The 16,303-nt window shown below is 68.9% G+C and carries 16 protein-coding genes; 13 read left to right on the plus strand and 3 right to left on the minus strand.

The genetic code is table 11. The features are described from left to right. The 13 genes from QSK25_RS44120 to QSK25_RS44180 form a co-directional block, all read left to right on the plus strand. A partial coding sequence (locus tag QSK25_RS44120) for a hypothetical protein (RefSeq protein WP_285647568.1) occupies positions 1–542 on the plus strand: 542 nt, incomplete at its 5' end. Between the two features lie 11 nt (positions 543–553). Then, the gene (locus tag QSK25_RS44125; RefSeq protein ID WP_285647570.1) at positions 554–964 is read left to right on the plus strand and encodes a hypothetical protein; all 411 of its coding nucleotides are present in this window, start codon (positions 554–556) and stop codon (positions 962–964) included. A 136-nt stretch (positions 965–1,100) separates the two neighbouring features. After that, entirely contained in the window at positions 1,101–3,482 is a 2,382-nt protein-coding gene (locus tag QSK25_RS44130; protein ID WP_285647571.1) for a hypothetical protein, read from the plus strand. After that, positions 3,482–6,307 carry a hypothetical protein gene (locus QSK25_RS44135; RefSeq protein ID WP_285647572.1) on the plus strand — a complete coding sequence of 942 codons (2,826 nt, stop codon included), beginning with the start codon at positions 3,482–3,484 and terminating at the stop codon, positions 6,305–6,307. Before QSK25_RS44130 ends, QSK25_RS44135 begins: the two co-directional genes overlap by 1 nt. A 12-nt stretch (positions 6,308–6,319) precedes the next feature. Then, positions 6,320–6,790, plus strand: coding sequence for a hypothetical protein (locus tag QSK25_RS44140; RefSeq protein ID WP_285647574.1), 471 nt, complete (start codon positions 6,320–6,322; stop codon positions 6,788–6,790). 41 nt (positions 6,791–6,831) lie between these two features. Then, the gene (locus QSK25_RS44145) at positions 6,832–7,107 is read left to right on the plus strand and encodes a hypothetical protein (RefSeq protein ID WP_285647575.1); all 276 of its coding nucleotides are present in this window, start codon (positions 6,832–6,834) and stop codon (positions 7,105–7,107) included. Between the two features lie 69 nt (positions 7,108–7,176). Next, a complete protein-coding gene (locus QSK25_RS44150) occupies positions 7,177–8,172 on the plus strand; it encodes a glycoside hydrolase domain-containing protein (protein ID WP_285647576.1) in 996 nt (331 codons plus the stop codon). Between the two features lie 58 nt (positions 8,173–8,230). Further along, positions 8,231–8,560, plus strand: a complete 330-nt coding sequence (locus QSK25_RS44155) for a hypothetical protein (RefSeq protein WP_285647578.1) — start codon at positions 8,231–8,233, stop codon at positions 8,558–8,560. Positions 8,561–8,651: 91 nt separating this feature from the next. Continuing rightward, positions 8,652–10,865 (plus strand): DUF4082 domain-containing protein, encoded by a 2,214-nt coding sequence (locus tag QSK25_RS44160; protein ID WP_285647579.1) that lies wholly within the window; start codon positions 8,652–8,654, stop codon positions 10,863–10,865. Between the two features lie 88 nt (positions 10,866–10,953). Next, complete coding sequence (locus QSK25_RS44165; RefSeq protein ID WP_285647581.1) at positions 10,954–11,169, plus strand: helix-turn-helix domain-containing protein; 216 nt, start codon at positions 10,954–10,956, stop codon at positions 11,167–11,169. 152 nt (positions 11,170–11,321) lie between these two features. Then, the gene (locus QSK25_RS44170) at positions 11,322–11,702 is read left to right on the plus strand and encodes a hypothetical protein (protein ID WP_285647582.1); all 381 of its coding nucleotides are present in this window, start codon (positions 11,322–11,324) and stop codon (positions 11,700–11,702) included. A 4-nt stretch (positions 11,703–11,706) separates the two neighbouring features. Continuing rightward, positions 11,707–12,813: a site-specific integrase gene (locus QSK25_RS44175; RefSeq protein ID WP_285647583.1), complete on the plus strand. Its 1,107-nt coding sequence runs from the start codon at positions 11,707–11,709 to the stop codon at positions 12,811–12,813. A gap of 1 nt (position 12,814) precedes the next feature. After that, positions 12,815–13,132, plus strand: coding sequence for a hypothetical protein (locus QSK25_RS44180; protein WP_285647586.1), 318 nt, complete (start codon positions 12,815–12,817; stop codon positions 13,130–13,132). A 52-nt stretch (positions 13,133–13,184) separates the two neighbouring features. On the opposite strand, the gene QSK25_RS44185 is transcribed toward QSK25_RS44180, so the two are convergent. From QSK25_RS44185 to QSK25_RS44195, 3 genes are all read right to left on the minus strand, one after another. Next, positions 13,185–13,460 (minus strand): hypothetical protein, encoded by a 276-nt coding sequence (locus tag QSK25_RS44185; RefSeq protein ID WP_285647587.1) that lies wholly within the window; start codon positions 13,458–13,460, stop codon positions 13,185–13,187. A 220-nt stretch (positions 13,461–13,680) separates the two neighbouring features. Continuing rightward, on the minus strand, positions 13,681–13,989 hold the full coding sequence (locus tag QSK25_RS44190) for a hypothetical protein (protein WP_285647588.1): 309 nt from the start codon (positions 13,987–13,989) through the stop codon (positions 13,681–13,683). A 150-nt stretch (positions 13,990–14,139) separates the two neighbouring features. Further along, on the minus strand, positions 14,140–16,254 hold the full coding sequence (locus QSK25_RS44195; protein ID WP_285647589.1) for a hypothetical protein: 2,115 nt from the start codon (positions 16,252–16,254) through the stop codon (positions 14,140–14,142). Between the last annotated feature and the right edge of the window lie 49 nt (positions 16,255–16,303).

Raw genomic sequence — 16,303 nt, forward strand, 5'->3', positions numbered from 1 at the left:
GCAAGCTCAAGGCCGCCGGTGAGAACAAGATCGCCCGCGAGCTCGGCAAGGCCATGCGGGCGACCACCGCGCCGCTGGTCAACGAGGCCAAGAAGAACGTCCGCGCGCTGCAGATCAAGGGTGATGGTGAGGCGGGCTCGGCCACCCGCCGCGGTGGATCCTCGGCCCGCCTCGCCCGCTACCGCATGGCGCTGGGCCGCAAGAAGATCCTCCGCGAGGAACGCAAGCTGGAGATCTACCGCGCCTCGCGGGGACTGCGCGACACCGTGGCCAACGCCGTCGCCGCGAAGACCACCGTCAGCGCCCGGTCGGCGTCGCTGCGTGTGCGCGCGGCCCAATCGAAGATGCCGCACGACCAGCGCAAACTTCCGCGCTACCTCAACCGCGGCGAGTGGCGGCACCCCATCTTCGGTGACCGCGACAGCTGGGCGAAGCAGACCGCGCCTCCCGCCTGGTTCGACGACGCCGGCCGCACCAAGGGCCCGCTCGTCCTGGCCAGAGCCAACCTCACCGTCTCGCACTTCGTCGATCGAATCCTTTAGGGGCAACAGAAATGGGCGTCTTTCACATCGCCGGGCACGGCGAGTTCCAGTGGAACCGCAACGAGTTCACGCTTGCCGAGGGCGTCGCCCTGGAGCAGGCCACCGGCAAGCTGTTCGACGAGCTCGTGATCCTCTACAACGCCAAGCGCCGCCTCGGTGCCGCGGCGTTCGCGTGGCTGGCCATGCGCCGCCACGGCAAGCACGTTCCGTGGCGCGAGTTCTTCGAGGGTCTGCCGATCGACGGAATCCGCGAGACCGCCGACGACGAGGTCGCGCCCGAGGGCCAGGCCGAGGACCAGGTCGACGGCCAGGAGGACGCGCCCGCGGACCCTCCGGCGCGCGCGGCGGCAAAGCCCGCCGCCGCGCGCCCGCGCCGGCCGTCGGCTTCGGAGCGAAAAAAGGCCGCCTCGCAGACGAAGTAGCCGAGTACCGGCCCCACTTCTGGATGCCTCCACTCAGCTGTCCGCCGTACGAGATGGACAAGTTGAGCCTCGCCGACTACCGGCTCGGACGGGCGCTGATTGACGCCATGCGAGCACAGCGAAAGTAGGTGCCGCAGTGTCCGAAAAGGATCTCACGATCAACGTCCTGGGCAAGGACGTCTCTGGATCCAAGACCCTGAAGGACGTCGGCAAGGCCGCCGACGACGCCGGCGACAAGCTGGAGGGCGCGAGCAAGATCGGCGTCAAGGCGCTCGCGGGTCTCGCCGCGGCCGCGCCCGTCGCCGGTGTCGCCGTCGCCGGTGGCCTGGCCATCGCCGGTGGCGCGTTCGCCGGCTTGGCCGTGCTGACGCTCGCGAGCAACGACAAGGTCCGGGAGTCGTTCTCCGACCTGTCCGACCACGTCAAGAGCCGGGCCCAGGAGATGGCCGCCCCGCTCGAAAAGAATGTCGTCAACGCGGCGAAGACCCTTCAGAACACGTTCGACAGCCTCGACCTCGAGGAAGGGTTCAAGGCCGCGGCCCCGGCTATCGACCACACGGTCGCCGGCATCGACCAGCTCGCCCGCCGCGCCATCCCCGCGATGATCCGCGCGACCAAGGACAGCGAGCCCGCGTTCATCGGGATGCGTGGGTTCCTCGGCGACCTGGGCGACGGGCTCGGCGAGTTCTTCGACGAGATCCGCGGCGGCGCCCCCACGGCAGGCCGCGTGTTCGACGAGTTCGGCGACATCGTCCGCGACACCCTCGGCCTGACCGGCGGTCTGCTCGCCGACCTGTCGAACAACGGCGTCGGCACCGTGACCCGGCTGACCGGCGTGTTCGGACAGCTGACCGACATCACCGGAGATCTGGGCGCCGGTGCCATGCCGGCGCTGTTCGGCACCGCCTCGTCGGTGCTCGGCGTACTTGAGGGCATCCTCGACGTGGCCGGTCCGCTCGCGCCGATCCTCGGCGTGGCGGTCGGAACGATGTTGTCGGCCAAGGCGGGTGTCGCGATCTTCGGCGCCGCCGGTGACGTGGTCGGCAGGTGGGGCGACCGGGCCGTCGTCGCCGGCGAGAAGGGCGGCAAGCTCCGCGGCGCCGTCGGCTCGCTGGGCTCGACGCTGTCCATGCTCGGCCCGTACGGCGCCGTCGCCGGTGGCGCCCTGCTCGGTGTGTCCGCGGCCGCGGACGCCGCGTTCGGCTCCGTCGACCAGCTCACCGCCTCCCTGCAGGCCGGCGGCAACGCGGCGGCCAAGGCCACCGAGCAGCTCAAGAGCAACGACGAGGCGTTCAAGTTCCTGACCGAGGAAATCGGCGTCGACCGCGGCATCCTCGACCTGTTCATCACCACCACGCAGGAAGCCAGCGAGGCCGTCACCGACCAGCGCTCGAAGCTGACCACGCTGCAGCGCGCCCAGCAGGACGCCGCCAAGGCCGCGGCCGATCACAGCTTCGCGGTGGAGAAGTACGGCGCCGAAAGCGACAAGGCCGCCGCCACGTCGGCGATCCTCACCAAGCGCCAGGCCGACCTGAAGACCGCGCAGGACGACGCCGCGCGCGCCACGAAGACGCTCACCGAGCGGCTGATCGAGCAGCAGATGGCCGCGCTCGGCCTGGCTAACGACAACCTCGCGTTGCGCATGGCCCAGTTCGCCTACGAGGACTCGGTCAAGGCCACGTCCGAGGCGATCAACACCTACGGCAAGAAGTCCAAGGAAGCGCGCGACGCGATGCTCGCGCAGGAGTCCGCGGCGCTGCGCCTGATCCAGGCCGCCGGCGTCGAGGCCGCCGCGCACTACGACAACCGCGACTCGATCGAGGCGACCGAGGCCGCGTACAACGCGACCAACGCCAAGGCGTTGGAGCTTGCGGCGAACATGACCGGCCCGCTGCCCGCGGCGCTCGCGACGATGATCCTCAACATGGACAACGCCTCGTTGTCCGCGCTCGGTGCCACGCGCTCGATCGACGGCACCGGCACGGCGATCATCACGTTGCCCAACGGTAAGGTCGTCAAGATCGAGGCCAATGACCAGGCCACGAGCAAGATCCAGGGAATCCAGCGCGAAGTCGACGCGATGCGCGGCAAGACCATCGACATCTGGATCCGGCAGCTCGTCAGCACGTCACCCAACGAGAAGCCCGCCAACCTGTTCGACCCGACGCAGGTCCTCGGGAAGAACGCTGGCGGCATCGTGCCGGGCACGGGCGCCAACGTCGACAGCGTCCCGGCGATGCTCACGCCGAAAGAGTTCGTGGTCAACCGCGAGGCCACCGCGCAGCACCTGCCGTTCTTGCAGGCGATCAACCGCGGTGCCGGTGGCGACGCCGTGCTCGAAGCGGCCAACCGTGCCTACGGCGCTATGGGCGGTGGCGGGGGTGGTGGTGGCGGGGGAATCGCCGGTGTCCGCGTCTCCCTGGACTTCGGCAGCGGCGCCGGGCTGACCGGCCTGGAACGCATCTTCTGGGAGTGGCTCAAGGAAAGCGCGCGCGGCCGCGGGGAGGTGTTCGTCTAGTGAGTGCCGAGATCATCTGCGACCCGCTGGTCGAGCTCTACGCCGCCGGTGACTGGCACGACATCACCGGGGACGTGCGCTACCAGGGCGGTATCGCGATCGACCGCGGCCGCGGCGGCGAGGACGACACCTCGCCGCCGCAGACGTGCCGCGTCACGCTCGACGACCGCAACGGCGACTACAACCCGCGCGACCCCAACGGCGCCTACTTCGGCACGCTCGGCCGCAACACCCCGTTGCGCGTGTCCCTCATGGTCGCCTCGTCCGGGTTCGGCACGAACGTGGTCGACGGGTGGGGGAGCACCGACGACGTCGAGGGCCAGGGCGTCTACCCCTGGTCGACGACGGGCACCGCCGGCGACTACGACGTCGCCGTCGGCGTCGGCACCGTGAACATCCCCGCCGCCGGACAGATCCGCATCGCCTACCTCGCCGACCTCGACGTCGACAACGTCGAGGCACGGGTCACGTTCACCCTTCCCACCAGCAACGTCACCGGCGGCGCCGTCGCCCCGGCGAACATCATGCTGCACGGCCAGGGCGCGGCCGCCGAGTACTACATGCTGCGCCTGAACATCCGCGCCGACGAGACGATCTCGCTCGACTTCTGGACCCACGCCGGCGCCTCGATCCTGTTCTTCGATCCCTACGTGGTGCCCGGCCTGGTCCACACCGGACAAGCGTTGCGCGTCGCGTTCGGCATCGAGGGCCGCACCCTGCGGGCGAAGATCTGGCCCGCGGCCGATCCTGAGCCGTACGCGTGGGACCTCGTGTTCACCGACGAGGACGTCGACAACGCACGCCCGACCCTCGCGGGGAAGCCTGGTTGGGTTGGCATCCGCACGTCCCTGGTCGCGGGCAACACCAACGCGCCGATGGTGATCAGCTACGAGGACTTCGAGCTTCGGCACCCCAGGTTCGCCGGCGAGGTGTCGTCCTGGCCCGCAACGCGCAACATCACCAGCACGGACATCACGACCACCGTGACCGCGTCCGGGCCCAAGCGGCGAGGCACGCAGGGCGCCGCTCCGCTGGATAGCCCATACCGTCGCGCGCTTTCCAGTGGCGCCCGCCAGTTCACCGGCCTGCAGCCGGTCGCGTACTGGCCGCTTGAGGACAAGTTCCGCCAGGTCACCGGCGAGGTGCTCGCCGTCTACGGTGCCGGCCGGTTGGCGTTCACGCCGCCCACCACCGGCACCACCGCCGGGAAGATCACGTGGGCGTCGGACTCCACCCTGCCCGGCAGCGACGCGCTTCCCACCCTCACCGGTGGCGGGAGCCTGGTCGGCGAGCTCTCGCCCCGCACGCGGGACTCCGGGTGGTTCCTGACCTGGGCACAGCGGTTCTCCGTCGAGGACGGCTCGTTCAACCTGTTCTCCACGGTCGACGACCACATGCAGTTCGCGGCGATCGTCGACCCCGGCACGCCCACGGTGCTGACGATCTACCTCACCGCACCTGGCGTGTCCGCCGCGATCCTGACGCACACGTTCGCGAGCAAGGAGGACGCCGAGGACTGGCACACCTACCAACTCGAGGCGGAGCACATCGGCCCGGACACGGCGATGTTCTTCTACGTGGACGGCGAGTTCGCCGCTACGCACACCCAGTTCGGTATGGGGTTGCGCGGGCTGGTCCGCGTCCAGTTCAGCTCTCCGACCAACGCCACCCGGCAGACCGCCGTCGGCCACATCGCCGTGTGGAACTTCTGGCCGCCCGCGAGCGCGATTCACGAGGCCGCGTTCGGCAACACGAGCGAGCGCGCCGGTCAGCGGATGGAACGGCTGTGCGAGGAGGAAGGCGTTTCGTTCGACTGGGTCGGCGTGGTCGAGCCCGGATACATCGGCCCCGACCCAGCACCACTGAGCACGCCACGCGTTGGGCCGCAAGAGATTGCGTCTCTGCTGTCCAACATGGAGGACTCGGCACGCGTCGATCAGGGCATGTTGTTCGAGCAGCGCGCGCGGATCGGGTACCGCTACCGGACGCTGGGATCGCTCTACAACCAGACACCTCGGGTGACCCTCGACTACAGCGCGGGGGAGATCGCTCCGGAGTGGCGCCCGGTCGACGACGACCGGTACACCCGCAACGACATCACGGTGCAGCGCAGCAACGGCGGGAGCTACCGGCACAGGGTCACCACCGGCCGGCTCTCGGCGCTGCCCATCGAGCAGGGCGGCGCCGACGTCTACCGCGACTCGGTCACCGTCAACGTGCAGACCGACGGACAGCTGCCCGGCATCGCCGAGTGGCGCGGCCACCTCGGCACGGTCGACGAGACCCGGTACCCGGCCGTGCAGCTGCAGCTGCACGGCCACGCCCTACGCGGCAACGCCGCCAAGCTGCTCGCCCTGCTCGACCTCGACCTCGGCGACCGGCTGGTGATCGAGAACGTGTCGGAGCTCGGCGTGCTCGCCGACATCGACCAGCTCGTGATCGGCTACCGCGAGACCATCACGCAACACGAGCACTCGATGACGCTCGTCTGCGCGCCGGCGTCGCCGTACCGGATCTTCGTCCTGGACGACACGGTGTACGGCCGCCTGGACTCGGACTCGTCGAGCCTCACCACCGGCATCTCCGACTCGGCGACGTCGTGGCAGGTCACCACGTCAAACCCGCTCGACCTGTGGACGACCAACCCCGCCCACTTCCCCCTCGACATCCTGGTCGGGGGAGAGCGGATCACGTTGTCCGCCATCACGGGCACGTCCTCGCCGCAGACGTTCACCGCCTCGGCCAGGTCGGTCAACAACATCGTCAAGGGCCACGCCGCCGGTGCCGAGGTGCACGTCGCCTACGCCGTGTACCTGGGCCTGTAGAGAGGGGAGCCCGTGGCTTTCGCAGCAGGACAACCGCTCACGGCCTCGGCGCTGAACGCCGCCATCGGCTCGGTGTGGACCGCGTACACGCCGGTGTGGACGTGCGCGACGTCCAACCCGTCGATCGGCAACGGCAGCCTCGCCGGTTCGTACACCAAGGTCGGCAAGACCGTCACCGTGCGAATCAACCTGCTGGTCGGGTCGACGACCACGTTCGGATCGGGTGCGTTCCGGTTCACGCTGCCCGAGACCTCCGCGACCTACAGCGGGTTCACGAACCTGCCCATCTGGGTGGGCAGCGCGTACGGGTTCGACAACGGCACCGCCAACCGTGGCGGTGACGTCAACGTCTGGTCCGGCGCTACCTACTGCACGGTGACCGGCAACGGCACCGGCGGACAGTGGGACGCCGGCACTCCGATGACCTGGGCCAACCTCGACGCGATCGCCCTGACGTTCTCGTACGAGGCCGCGACCTTCTAGTCCGACCACACGACCACTCCACCAGCTGAAAGGGGCGGTCTGTGGACGAAGCAACCGCGCGCGCGTTCGGCCGTGTCGAGGCCAAGCTCGACCAGGTGTTCGCCCTGCAGAGTGCGCAGGGCAGCGAGATCGCCGCTCTGCGTGCAGAACACGGCGTCCGCCTGGACCACGTCGAGAGTGACGTCGGCGAGCTCAAGACCCGCAACACCGCCGACGACCGGCACGGGATCAGCGTGCGCGGGTCGATCTTCGTCGGCCTCTGCACCGTGCTGGCCTCGGGCCTCGTGACGACCCTCGTCGCCCTGTTCGTCAAGTAGCCCAGCACGCCCGGCCCCCGTCACCGGCGGGGGCTTTTCCATGCCCAGCAACGGAAACGCGAGGTCTGCATGTCAGCACTCACGCTGTTGGCGTACGGCGCCGACTGGAGCGCACGACCGATCTACGGTGACCGGCTCACGCAGTCGGTGAACCGCGCGAACGGCGCACGCTTCCCGGTCGAGTTCGTCCTGCGCTACGCCAACTTCAAGGGTCAGGGCCTGTCCTACCTCGACCGCAGCGAGTACCAGTCGCATCTTGCCGCGGGCAAGCGGTCGTACTTGATCTTCCAGAAGTACACCAACGATCCCGCCGGTGGCGCCGCGGCTGGTCGCGCGTACGGCGCCGAGGCCGTCGCCTACGCGCGCTATCTCGGCTACCAGGCGGGAGATCCGATCTTCTTCACCGCTGACGGCTGGGCCGCGAGCAAGGGCTACAGCGTCGAGACCGGCCTCGCGTTCTTCGCCGAGGCCACCCGCGTGGTGCGCGAGGCCGGTTTCCTCGGCGGCGTCTACGGGTTCGCCGACATCGTCCTGTCCGCGCACGACCGCGGCATCGGCGACGTCTACTGGCTCTGCGGCGACCGCGTGAACCTCAAGCGCCCCAACGGCGAGGCCGTCGGAATCCACCTCTACCAGTGGAACAACGGCCGCGTGCACATCGAGTCATCCCCCGGCGTCTGGGTCGAATGCGACCTGGTCGAACAGTACGAAGTGATCGGAGACGACATGCCGTCAGCACAGGAGATCGCCGAGGCCGTCTGGGCGTACCGGGCCCAGGTCCTGGTCGGCGAGAGCGACCAGGTGAACGCGGACGGAAAGCCCGTGTGGGACACCAGCATGGTCAACGCCGTGGCGTCCATGTGGGGCCAGATGTTCAACGCGTCCGGCGTCTACGGCCCGTCGCTCGTCGACCCGGTCAGCGTGTCCCTGACCGACGAGCAGGCCGCACAGCTCGCCGCGTCGTTCGGCGCCTCGTTCGCCGACATCCTCACGCGGCTGCCCGAGCAGACCGCGGCCGCCGTCCTCGCGAGCCTCGGCCTGCGCCGCCTCGCCGAGCACGGCTGACCCACAACCCAGCAGCCCAACCTCCGCCTCTTTCCCCTGTGGAACAAGGAGAACGCACGTGCTCAACTTCCTGATCTCGCTCGTCCGCACCGGCCTGCCCGCACTGTGGGGCGGCCTGGTCGCGTGGCTGTCCGCCCGCGGCCTGGCGGCCGACGTCGTCGCCACCGTGAGCGACCCGGCCCTCGTCGCCGCGCTCGTCGCCGGCGGCCTGGCCGTCGTCACCACCGCCGTCTACGCCGTCGTGCGCGTCGTCGAGATGCACCTGCCGAAGTTCCTCGCGAAGTTCCTGCCGGCCGAGGTGGTCGACGCGGTGAGCAAGACCGTGCTCGTCGTGCTGCTCGGCGTGCCGCGAGCTCCCGAGTACGCGCCGGGCACCGCCGCGAAGTAGCACCACCCCAAGGCCTCGGCCCCAGACCCACGCGGGTCTGGGGCCGAGGCCTTTCTCGTACCACCCCAACGCATCCCGGAGAGGGGGAGCGGTGCCGCTACCTGCCGTGCTCACCCTGGTGCCCGTTCACGTCAAGGTCCTGCACAACGACGACGACGGGACGCCCTCGGCGGGCGACGTCTTTTTCGACATGCCGCACGTGCTGCGCGACGCTGCAGGCGGCGTGGTCCTCGGCCGCCGCCGGTTCCGCGCGAAGCTCAACCCGGCCACTGGCGAGGCGACGGTCAACCTGCCCGCCACCAACGACCCCGACCTCTCGCCGCAGGGCTGGACCTACACCGTCACCCCGGTCACGGACGCGTGGACCGAGGCGCCGTTTGAGATCGAGGTCCCGTACAACCACGTCGGCACGCTGGAGCTCGCGTCCGTCGCGCCCGCGGTCACCCCGACCACCGTGGCCACGTACTCGCTGCTGGGCCACGGGCACAGCGTCGCGCAGATCACCGGCCTGGCCGCCGAGCTCGTCGACCTGGACGACCGCCTGGCCGACCTCGAAGACGCCGCGTCCGGGAACACGTCGCTGCAGCTGCTCACCGGCCCGCTGTACTCGCCCGAGGACTACGGCAACCCGGTGGGCGACGGCGTCGCGGACGACTACGCCCCGGTGCTCGCGGCGTGGAACGCCATGCTGGCCAACCCGTTCGGTGTCGGCCGCCTGCTCATCCCGTTCGGCAAGACCTACCGCGTCGACCTGTCGAACACCGCACGCGTGCCTGTCAGCGCCGACGAGGCCCGCGCGGCGTTCGCGCTCCCGCAGGTCTCCCGTACCGCACCGAAGCGCGCCTACGGCATCGTGTCCGCCGGTGAGGCCTACGTCGTGCGCACGGCCGAGCTCGGCGGCACGCCGACTCAGGTCAACACCGCCGGCGTGCTGTTCTTCGACTCGGGCAACACGGTCTACACCTGGTCGCCCACAACGGGTCTGCCGTGCGCCATCGGCGGACCGGACGCCGACGCCACCGACCCGAGCGGCAACTCGTTCTCGAACATCCACTTCAGCATCGAGAACGTGATCATCCGGTCCAGCGACAACCCGTCGCTGTGCGCGGTCAACCTGGAGCAGATCAGCACGTGCCGCATCGACCGCGTCCGCTTCGACGTCGAGTCGGTGCTCGACCTCGTCGTCGAGCCGACCCACCCGACCGGCGCGGCGCTGCTGCTCCCGAGGTCCAACAACAACGTCTCGATCACCCTCGACCGCCTGATCACCGAGGGGTACTACGCCGGCGTTCCGCTCACCGAGCACATCGAGCTCCGCACCGCCATCACGTTGCGGTGCAAGGTCGGCGTGTTCACGCGGCGGCTGTGCTCGCACTACGGCAAGGTGCACCACCTCAAGGTGGAGCAGTGCCCGAACGGCTTCAGCGGCTGGGACCCGAGCGGCGAGGGCCCCGACGGCGGCGTCGTCCCCATCCACGGGTGGACCGGGCACATCGACTTCGTCGACATCGAGGACTACGCGTACAACGGCCTCGTCCCGTGGATCTACGCGCCCACCGCCGGCGTGCACATCAACGATCCGGACGGAAGGTTCCAGGGCCAGATCGGTTTCCTGGGCCGGATCAACTCCGAGCCCGCGGCCCCGACCGGGATCGGCATCGGGCCCGGCGGGGGAAGCTCGTCGCTCTACGTCCGCGGCCCGTCCGGCACCACCACATCACCAATCGCGATCTTTGGTTTCCACCACGACCAGGACGCGAACCGCTTCCTGCCACCCGGCGATACCCCGGTCACCACCTACCGGTTGTTCCCGGCCGAGGCGGGGCCGTCGAGCTCGGCGACCGAGGGGTTGGCGATCAACGTCGGCGTGGTGCTCGACTTCGACGTCGACGTCCTCGCGACGAAGCTCCACTTCTACCGCCCCGCAACCAACCTCACGGGCCCGGTCACCGGCCGAATCTGGCGGGTCACCGACCAGACCGCCGTCGCCGGTTCGGACGTCACGTTCACGTTCGACACCGAAACAGGGTGGATCGAGGTCGAGTTCACCGACGCCGTCGCGCTCTCCGCGGCACACCGGTACATCGCCACGGTCCACTTCCCGGATCGGTACCCGCGCGAGGGTTCGTACTGGGACAGCGGCGCCGGCGGTGGCGGCATCATCGCCGGACCCATGACGGCGTTCAGCGCCAACGACAGCGCCGGCGGACAAGGTCGCTTCAGCATGGGCGCGATCACCGTGTTCCCCGGCGGCAACGGCAACGGCGCCGGCTACGGCGTCGACCTCACCGTCGTCGAGGCCTGATCACGAAGGCCCGGCGCCCCCACCGCGGGGGGTGCCGGGCCCTTTCGCATATCCCGATCACTTCAGTGTTGATTGAAAGGAGGCCGCCGTGGCACGACCCAAGACGGCCAACGAGACGAACGTCCGAAGCTGGACGATCAAGGAAGTCGCAGACCTGCTGTGCGTTTCCACGCGCACCGTCGAGCGGCTCGTCGCCGCTGGCGACCTCGACGCGTCCCGAGTCGGCCGCGCGGTCCGCGTCCGCGCGCAGTCGGTCCTCGGCTACCTCGAAGCGAACCGACTGGAGCCGACAGGCACCGACTGAGTACGACACCCCGTTCGATCTAACGACACCAGTCGTTGTGACCGGTAACCTTCGTTATCGGTCATTAACTGATGGCCGTTCCAAGATCGAAACAGGGGCAGCTGATGAGAACGGAACAGGCTCGCGCGATAGCTGACGGAGCACCCCGCGCGGTGCGCTTTGACCTCGTCAGTGAGGAACACACGTACTTCATTCTCACTACGGCACTTGCTGACTTCATCACCGAACAACGTGCCGACGCCCAAGCCGACGAGATCGACATCCCCAGCGCGCACCGCGACTGGGCCAACGCCGCCGAGGTCATGCTCGAAAAGATCGAGAGCGCCCTCGACGGCGAGGGCCACGACGACGGCCTACGCGACCGGATCTTTGACCAGATCGTGAAGGACGGCGAGGGCGCGAACCTTGCCGAGATCACGCGCGCTATCCGAGAGCCTGGACCCAACGGTGCGGAGTGGGACGTCACGACCCTCATCACCCGCGCGGTCAACACTGCCCTGGACATGGCCGGCGTCCCCGCCGCGCGCAGTTGAGCCCGTGACGGAACCGGTTCTCGAAGGCGAGCTCGTCGACGAGCGCGTGCAGCTGCCCGCGCTCGTCGACGACCGCACGCTCGGCGTCGACGAGCAGCTCAGCGCGGCGGCCTGGGACCGCATCGCCAGGTCCACGCCAGCCAACACGTTGCGCGCGTACGACCGGCTGCTGCTCGGCAAGGCCCGACGTCCGGACGGCAAGCACGGCGCGGCCGCCGCGCCCTGGCCGCACCTGGCCTGGGTGCCGTGGTGCGAGGTCTCCGGCCGCCGCTCCGGCGTCGGCACCGAGGCAGCAACCCAGCAGACCCTGGCGGAGTGGGTCGCCGAGCTTGCGGACGCTGGCATCGGCACGGCCACGATCGAGCAGGGCATCGCCGCGGTGCGACGGCTGCACCGGGAGTGCGGTCACAGCGGTCAGCCCGACACCACGCTCGCGCTGCAGGTGCTCCGCGGCGAGTTGTACGAGCGGACCAGCAAGCAGAAGCGCCGCGTCGCACCCGTCACGCTTCCGATCTTGATCAGCATGTTGGAACAGGAACGGTTCGGCACCACCCGGCGGCCGCACCCCACGATCGCCGAACGCGACGCGTGCATGTTCACGCTCGGCATCGCCGGGATGCTGCGCCGCTCCGAGCTCGCTGCGCTCGGACACGAGCACGCCGAGGTTTCCGACGAGGGACTCGTCCTGTGGATTGCGTCGAGCAAGACCGACCGCATGAGCCGGGGTGCTGAGGTCGTCATCCCCCGCGGCAAGAACCCAGCGACCGATCCCGTCCGGCAGTACGAGGTATGGCGTGACCGCCTGGGCGACGCCACCGGACCGCTGCTCCGCGCGGTCGGCAAGGCCGGCCGCGTCGGCGGGGCACTGACCCCGGACGGGCGCGACGTCGCCCGCCGGATCAAGGTCGCCGTCGCGGCCGCTGGCATGAACCCCGCCCTCTACGCCGGTCACTCGCTGCGTGCCGGCGGCGCCACGATCGCGCACCTGGGCGGCGCCAGCCTGCTGGAGATCATGAAGCAAGGCCGCTGGCGTCGCGTCGAGCAGGTACTCGAGTACATCCGCCTGCTCGAACGCTTCACCCACAACGCCGCCGGGAAGATGGGCCTCTGACGTGGCAGAACGCGCAGACCTCGTGAAGCTCGTCGTTGCCGTGCTGCGCGACCTCGAGGAACGGTTCCCAGACGGAGCCAACGCCCGCGGTGGTGGCGACCTGGCGGTGCACTCCATCGAGCTGGTGCAGTGGATCGACGGAATCCCGCTCCGTGTGCCGGCGCCCGGCTGTCACATCGGCCTCGGCGGATGGGACCCGACCAGGTTCAGCCCGACGTACGACCCGGTCACCTGCGCCCACTGCCTACGCAACGGCGCCAGCCGTGCGGCACCAGTCGCCGTCGACCTCGACCAGCTGACGTTCGACTTCGAGAACTGACGAGGGGCCCCTCACCTAGGTGAGGGGCCCCTCGTTTTTGGTTGTCCCGCGCTCAGGACAACCACGCCGAGCTGATCACTGCCACCGCCACCACGACGAGCAGCACGTCGGCCAGGCCCACGAGCACGCCGAACCAACTGACCATCGGCCTGACCTCGCGCACGACCTCGACCTCTGCGGCCGCGTCCACGTCGATCCGGTTGCCGTCCAGGTCCCTGAGTTCCACACCGCCGGTGCCGGTCGAGTAGACCGCGACGACGTCGACGACCCGGCCGGTCGCCGGGTGCCTGATCGCCGCTGGTGCTTCGACTTCACTGGCTTGGGTCATGATCGTTTTCCCTTCGCCGTCATAGGCTTGAGCACGGACCAGCCAGGTACCAACTGGCTGGTCCACCCCCAACCCCGAAAATGTTCCACTGGGCACCGCACTTTTCGCAGGTCGCCACTCCGCACACGACCACGAAGTACGTGTGCGGACAGCTTTCGGGCATGTCGATCTCACCTCCCTTCTCCTTTCGTCGAGGGGGAGGCTTTCGTTCTCGCTTGGACTAGCGAGCTGACTTCGCTGGCATCGGTGGCGTCGGCCTGGCCGCGCTGCCGGTGCGCTTGAGGCGCTGGTCGCCGACGAACCACGCGGCCACGATCAGCGGAACCGTGAGGCCGAACCACGCGACGGCCGCCCACCAGGCGCCGGTGGCGAACAGGCCGCCGGCCATCCACCAGTAGAGGGCGATGTCGAGGCGCTTGAGCGCCTGGCCGAACGTCTCGTCGCGGCCGCGGGACGCGACCACGAGCACGAGCGCGGGCACCGACCAGATGGTCAGCAGGGATAGCGCGTACTGGGTGTCAGGTCGCATGAGGAAAGACGCTCCCGCTCTTCTCGTCTCGGGTCAACCGGACCCGCTGTTGTTGGTCACTCACACACTCACTCATCCGCGAGGTCACGCGTTCTACCTGCATGTATGACCCCTCCCCTTTGATGAGTGAGTGTGTGAGTGAGTGATCATTTAAGCCGCGACCTGCGGCCTGGTGTACGGCTTGCCGCGGCCGCCGGGCTGGTCGATCCGGCCCGAGTTCCGCAGCGTCGTCAGGGCGTTGCGGACGACGCCGGGGTTGCCGCCGAGCTCGCCCGTCTTCTGCAGACGCGAGATGATCTCGCTGGACGTCAGGCCGGTCTCGGCCGCAAAGATCAGACGCTCGACGCGGTCGGCCCAGGTGGGTTCGTCCTGGCGTTCCATCACGGTCACCACGGCGGGGACGGACGTGGTGACCGGCGCCGAGCTCGTCGATGTCAGGACCGCCGGCGTCGACGAGCTCGCGGCCAACCCGAGCGCCGCGGAGAGCTTCGCCTTGGCGGACTCGTACGCCGTCTGCTTGATGCTGGTCACGCCGCTGGGACCGGGGCCTGCCGCCAGCTCGTCGAACTGGTCCGCGTCCAGCCTCATGTAGTCCACGAACTGGGGCGTGACGTGCTGGAACCGGTTCGCGTAGAAGGGACCGGCGGCCACCTCCGCGCCCGGTTCGAGGTCGATCACGAAGTCCCTGCGGGCCCACCCGATCTCAGGGATGGGGGTCCCGTCAGTCTTCGGGGCCGTGGCCTTGCCGAATTCCTGCAGGTAGTCGGCCTTCTGCCGCCGGTAGTCCTCCTCACCGAGGCGGAGGTAGAGCTCGCCAGGGGTCTTCAACGCCTTGAGCTTGTGGTTACCGGTGACGCGACCGATGTCGTCCTTGTCGCCGCTTCCCAACGCGATTGACCAGGCGCTTTGCGACTTGATGTCACCGCCACGGTCACCAGCCTGGCCGTTGGTGCCGCGGTGCCCAACGCGGACCAGGCGGACGCCGGCGGAGAGGCCTCGCTGCGAGCACCGGTACCAAAGCGCCGAGGCCGTGTGGAACCGGTTGCCGATGTACACACCGACGCTGGTGTCCTGCAGAACATCGGCCGCCTCGTCCAGGGCAACGATGATCATCGGACGGCGTCCGCGCTGGTCAAGCGGCACGCTCTGCCGGTACTGGATGATCAGCCACACGGTGTAGAGCATGTGCACGGTGTCCTGCTGCCCGTTGACTGCCCAGATCGGCATCCGCTGGCCGGTGCCCAGGTACTTGTGCAGGAACTGACCCCAGGTCTCGTACTGCTTGCCGCGCCCACACGCCCAGAACACCGCCTCGCCGCCGTCCTCGACGCACAGGGTGACGTCCGCAGCGATCCTGGTCAGCAGGTTCGACTTGCCCCGGCCGGTCCGGGCGATGATCTCGCCATGCCCGGACGCCAGCGGCAGGAACCCACGCGTCCCATCAGCGCAGGTAGAGAGCTCGATCGGGTCTTGGATCGACCGCGGAACGGGCCGGTCGTAGTACGGCTTGACGTCGTTGAGCACGTCCCGGCTGGTCACGGTGACCTGATAGACGCCGGCGTACCCATCGACGTTGCTGATCTCGACCCAGTCGGTCCGCCACGGACGGCCGGTAACGTGCCGGAGGCTGATGGCGATTTGCTCGTTGGCGTCGGACCCGAACGGGCTGACCGTCTTCTTCCCCGCCTCGACCTTTTCCTCGTCGCGGAGTATCTGCGCCGCCTTGGGCGGCACCATCACCAGGAACGCCATGCAGTCCTTCGAGACCATGCGCACGTTCGCGGCCGGCACGTCGAGGTAGTCGAAGCCCGAAAGCGACAACGCCTTTTTGAACGTGACCAGTGCCGACACCGTCTGAGCGTCGGCGTCACCACGGGTGGACAGGGTCGTCGTCTTGACCGGCCTGGTCAGTAACCAGTGCACAACATCGGTCAGGACGTACTCGCCGAACGCCAGCACCAGCAGACCACCAGCGCACCACCAGCGCAGGTCAGGGGCCTGAACCCACATCACCAGCCAGGTGACGTGGGCCAGGACGGCACCCAGCAGCCACACCCGCACGGCTTGCCGCCTCGAGAGGTGGAACTTCGCGAAGTACTCACCGGCGTACACAACCTTGCTGATCAGCAGGAACGCACCGGCCACGAGCACCGCCAGCGCCGCGTAGAAGATCCATACCGGCAGGGACAACGCCGCCGCGATCAACGCGAGCACTAGGGTGCTCACTGCGGCGACGGCGATGCTGGCCGTCTTGAGCTGCAACACGTTGGCTCCTTTGAGCTGGCGGAGGGTCAGGGGCACGCGCCCTAACGCG

The organism is Lentzea sp. NBRC 102530 (assembly GCF_030269365.1).
Lineage (GTDB): Bacteria > Actinomycetota > Actinomycetes > Mycobacteriales > Pseudonocardiaceae > Lentzea.

Excerpts from the sequence above, each read along its gene's own strand:
- QSK25_RS44125 (WP_285647570.1), top strand. The coding sequence starts at position 554 with ATGGGCGTCTTTCACATCGCCGGGCACGGCGAGTTCCAGTGGAACCGC.
- QSK25_RS44185 (WP_285647587.1), bottom strand. The coding sequence starts at position 13,460 with ATGACCCAAGCCAGTGAAGTCGAAGCACCAGCGGCGATCAGGCACCCG.
- QSK25_RS44190 (WP_285647588.1), bottom strand. The coding sequence starts at position 13,989 with ATGCGACCTGACACCCAGTACGCGCTATCCCTGCTGACCATCTGGTCG.
- QSK25_RS44150 (WP_285647576.1), top strand. The coding sequence starts at position 7,177 with ATGTCAGCACTCACGCTGTTGGCGTACGGCGCCGACTGGAGCGCACGA.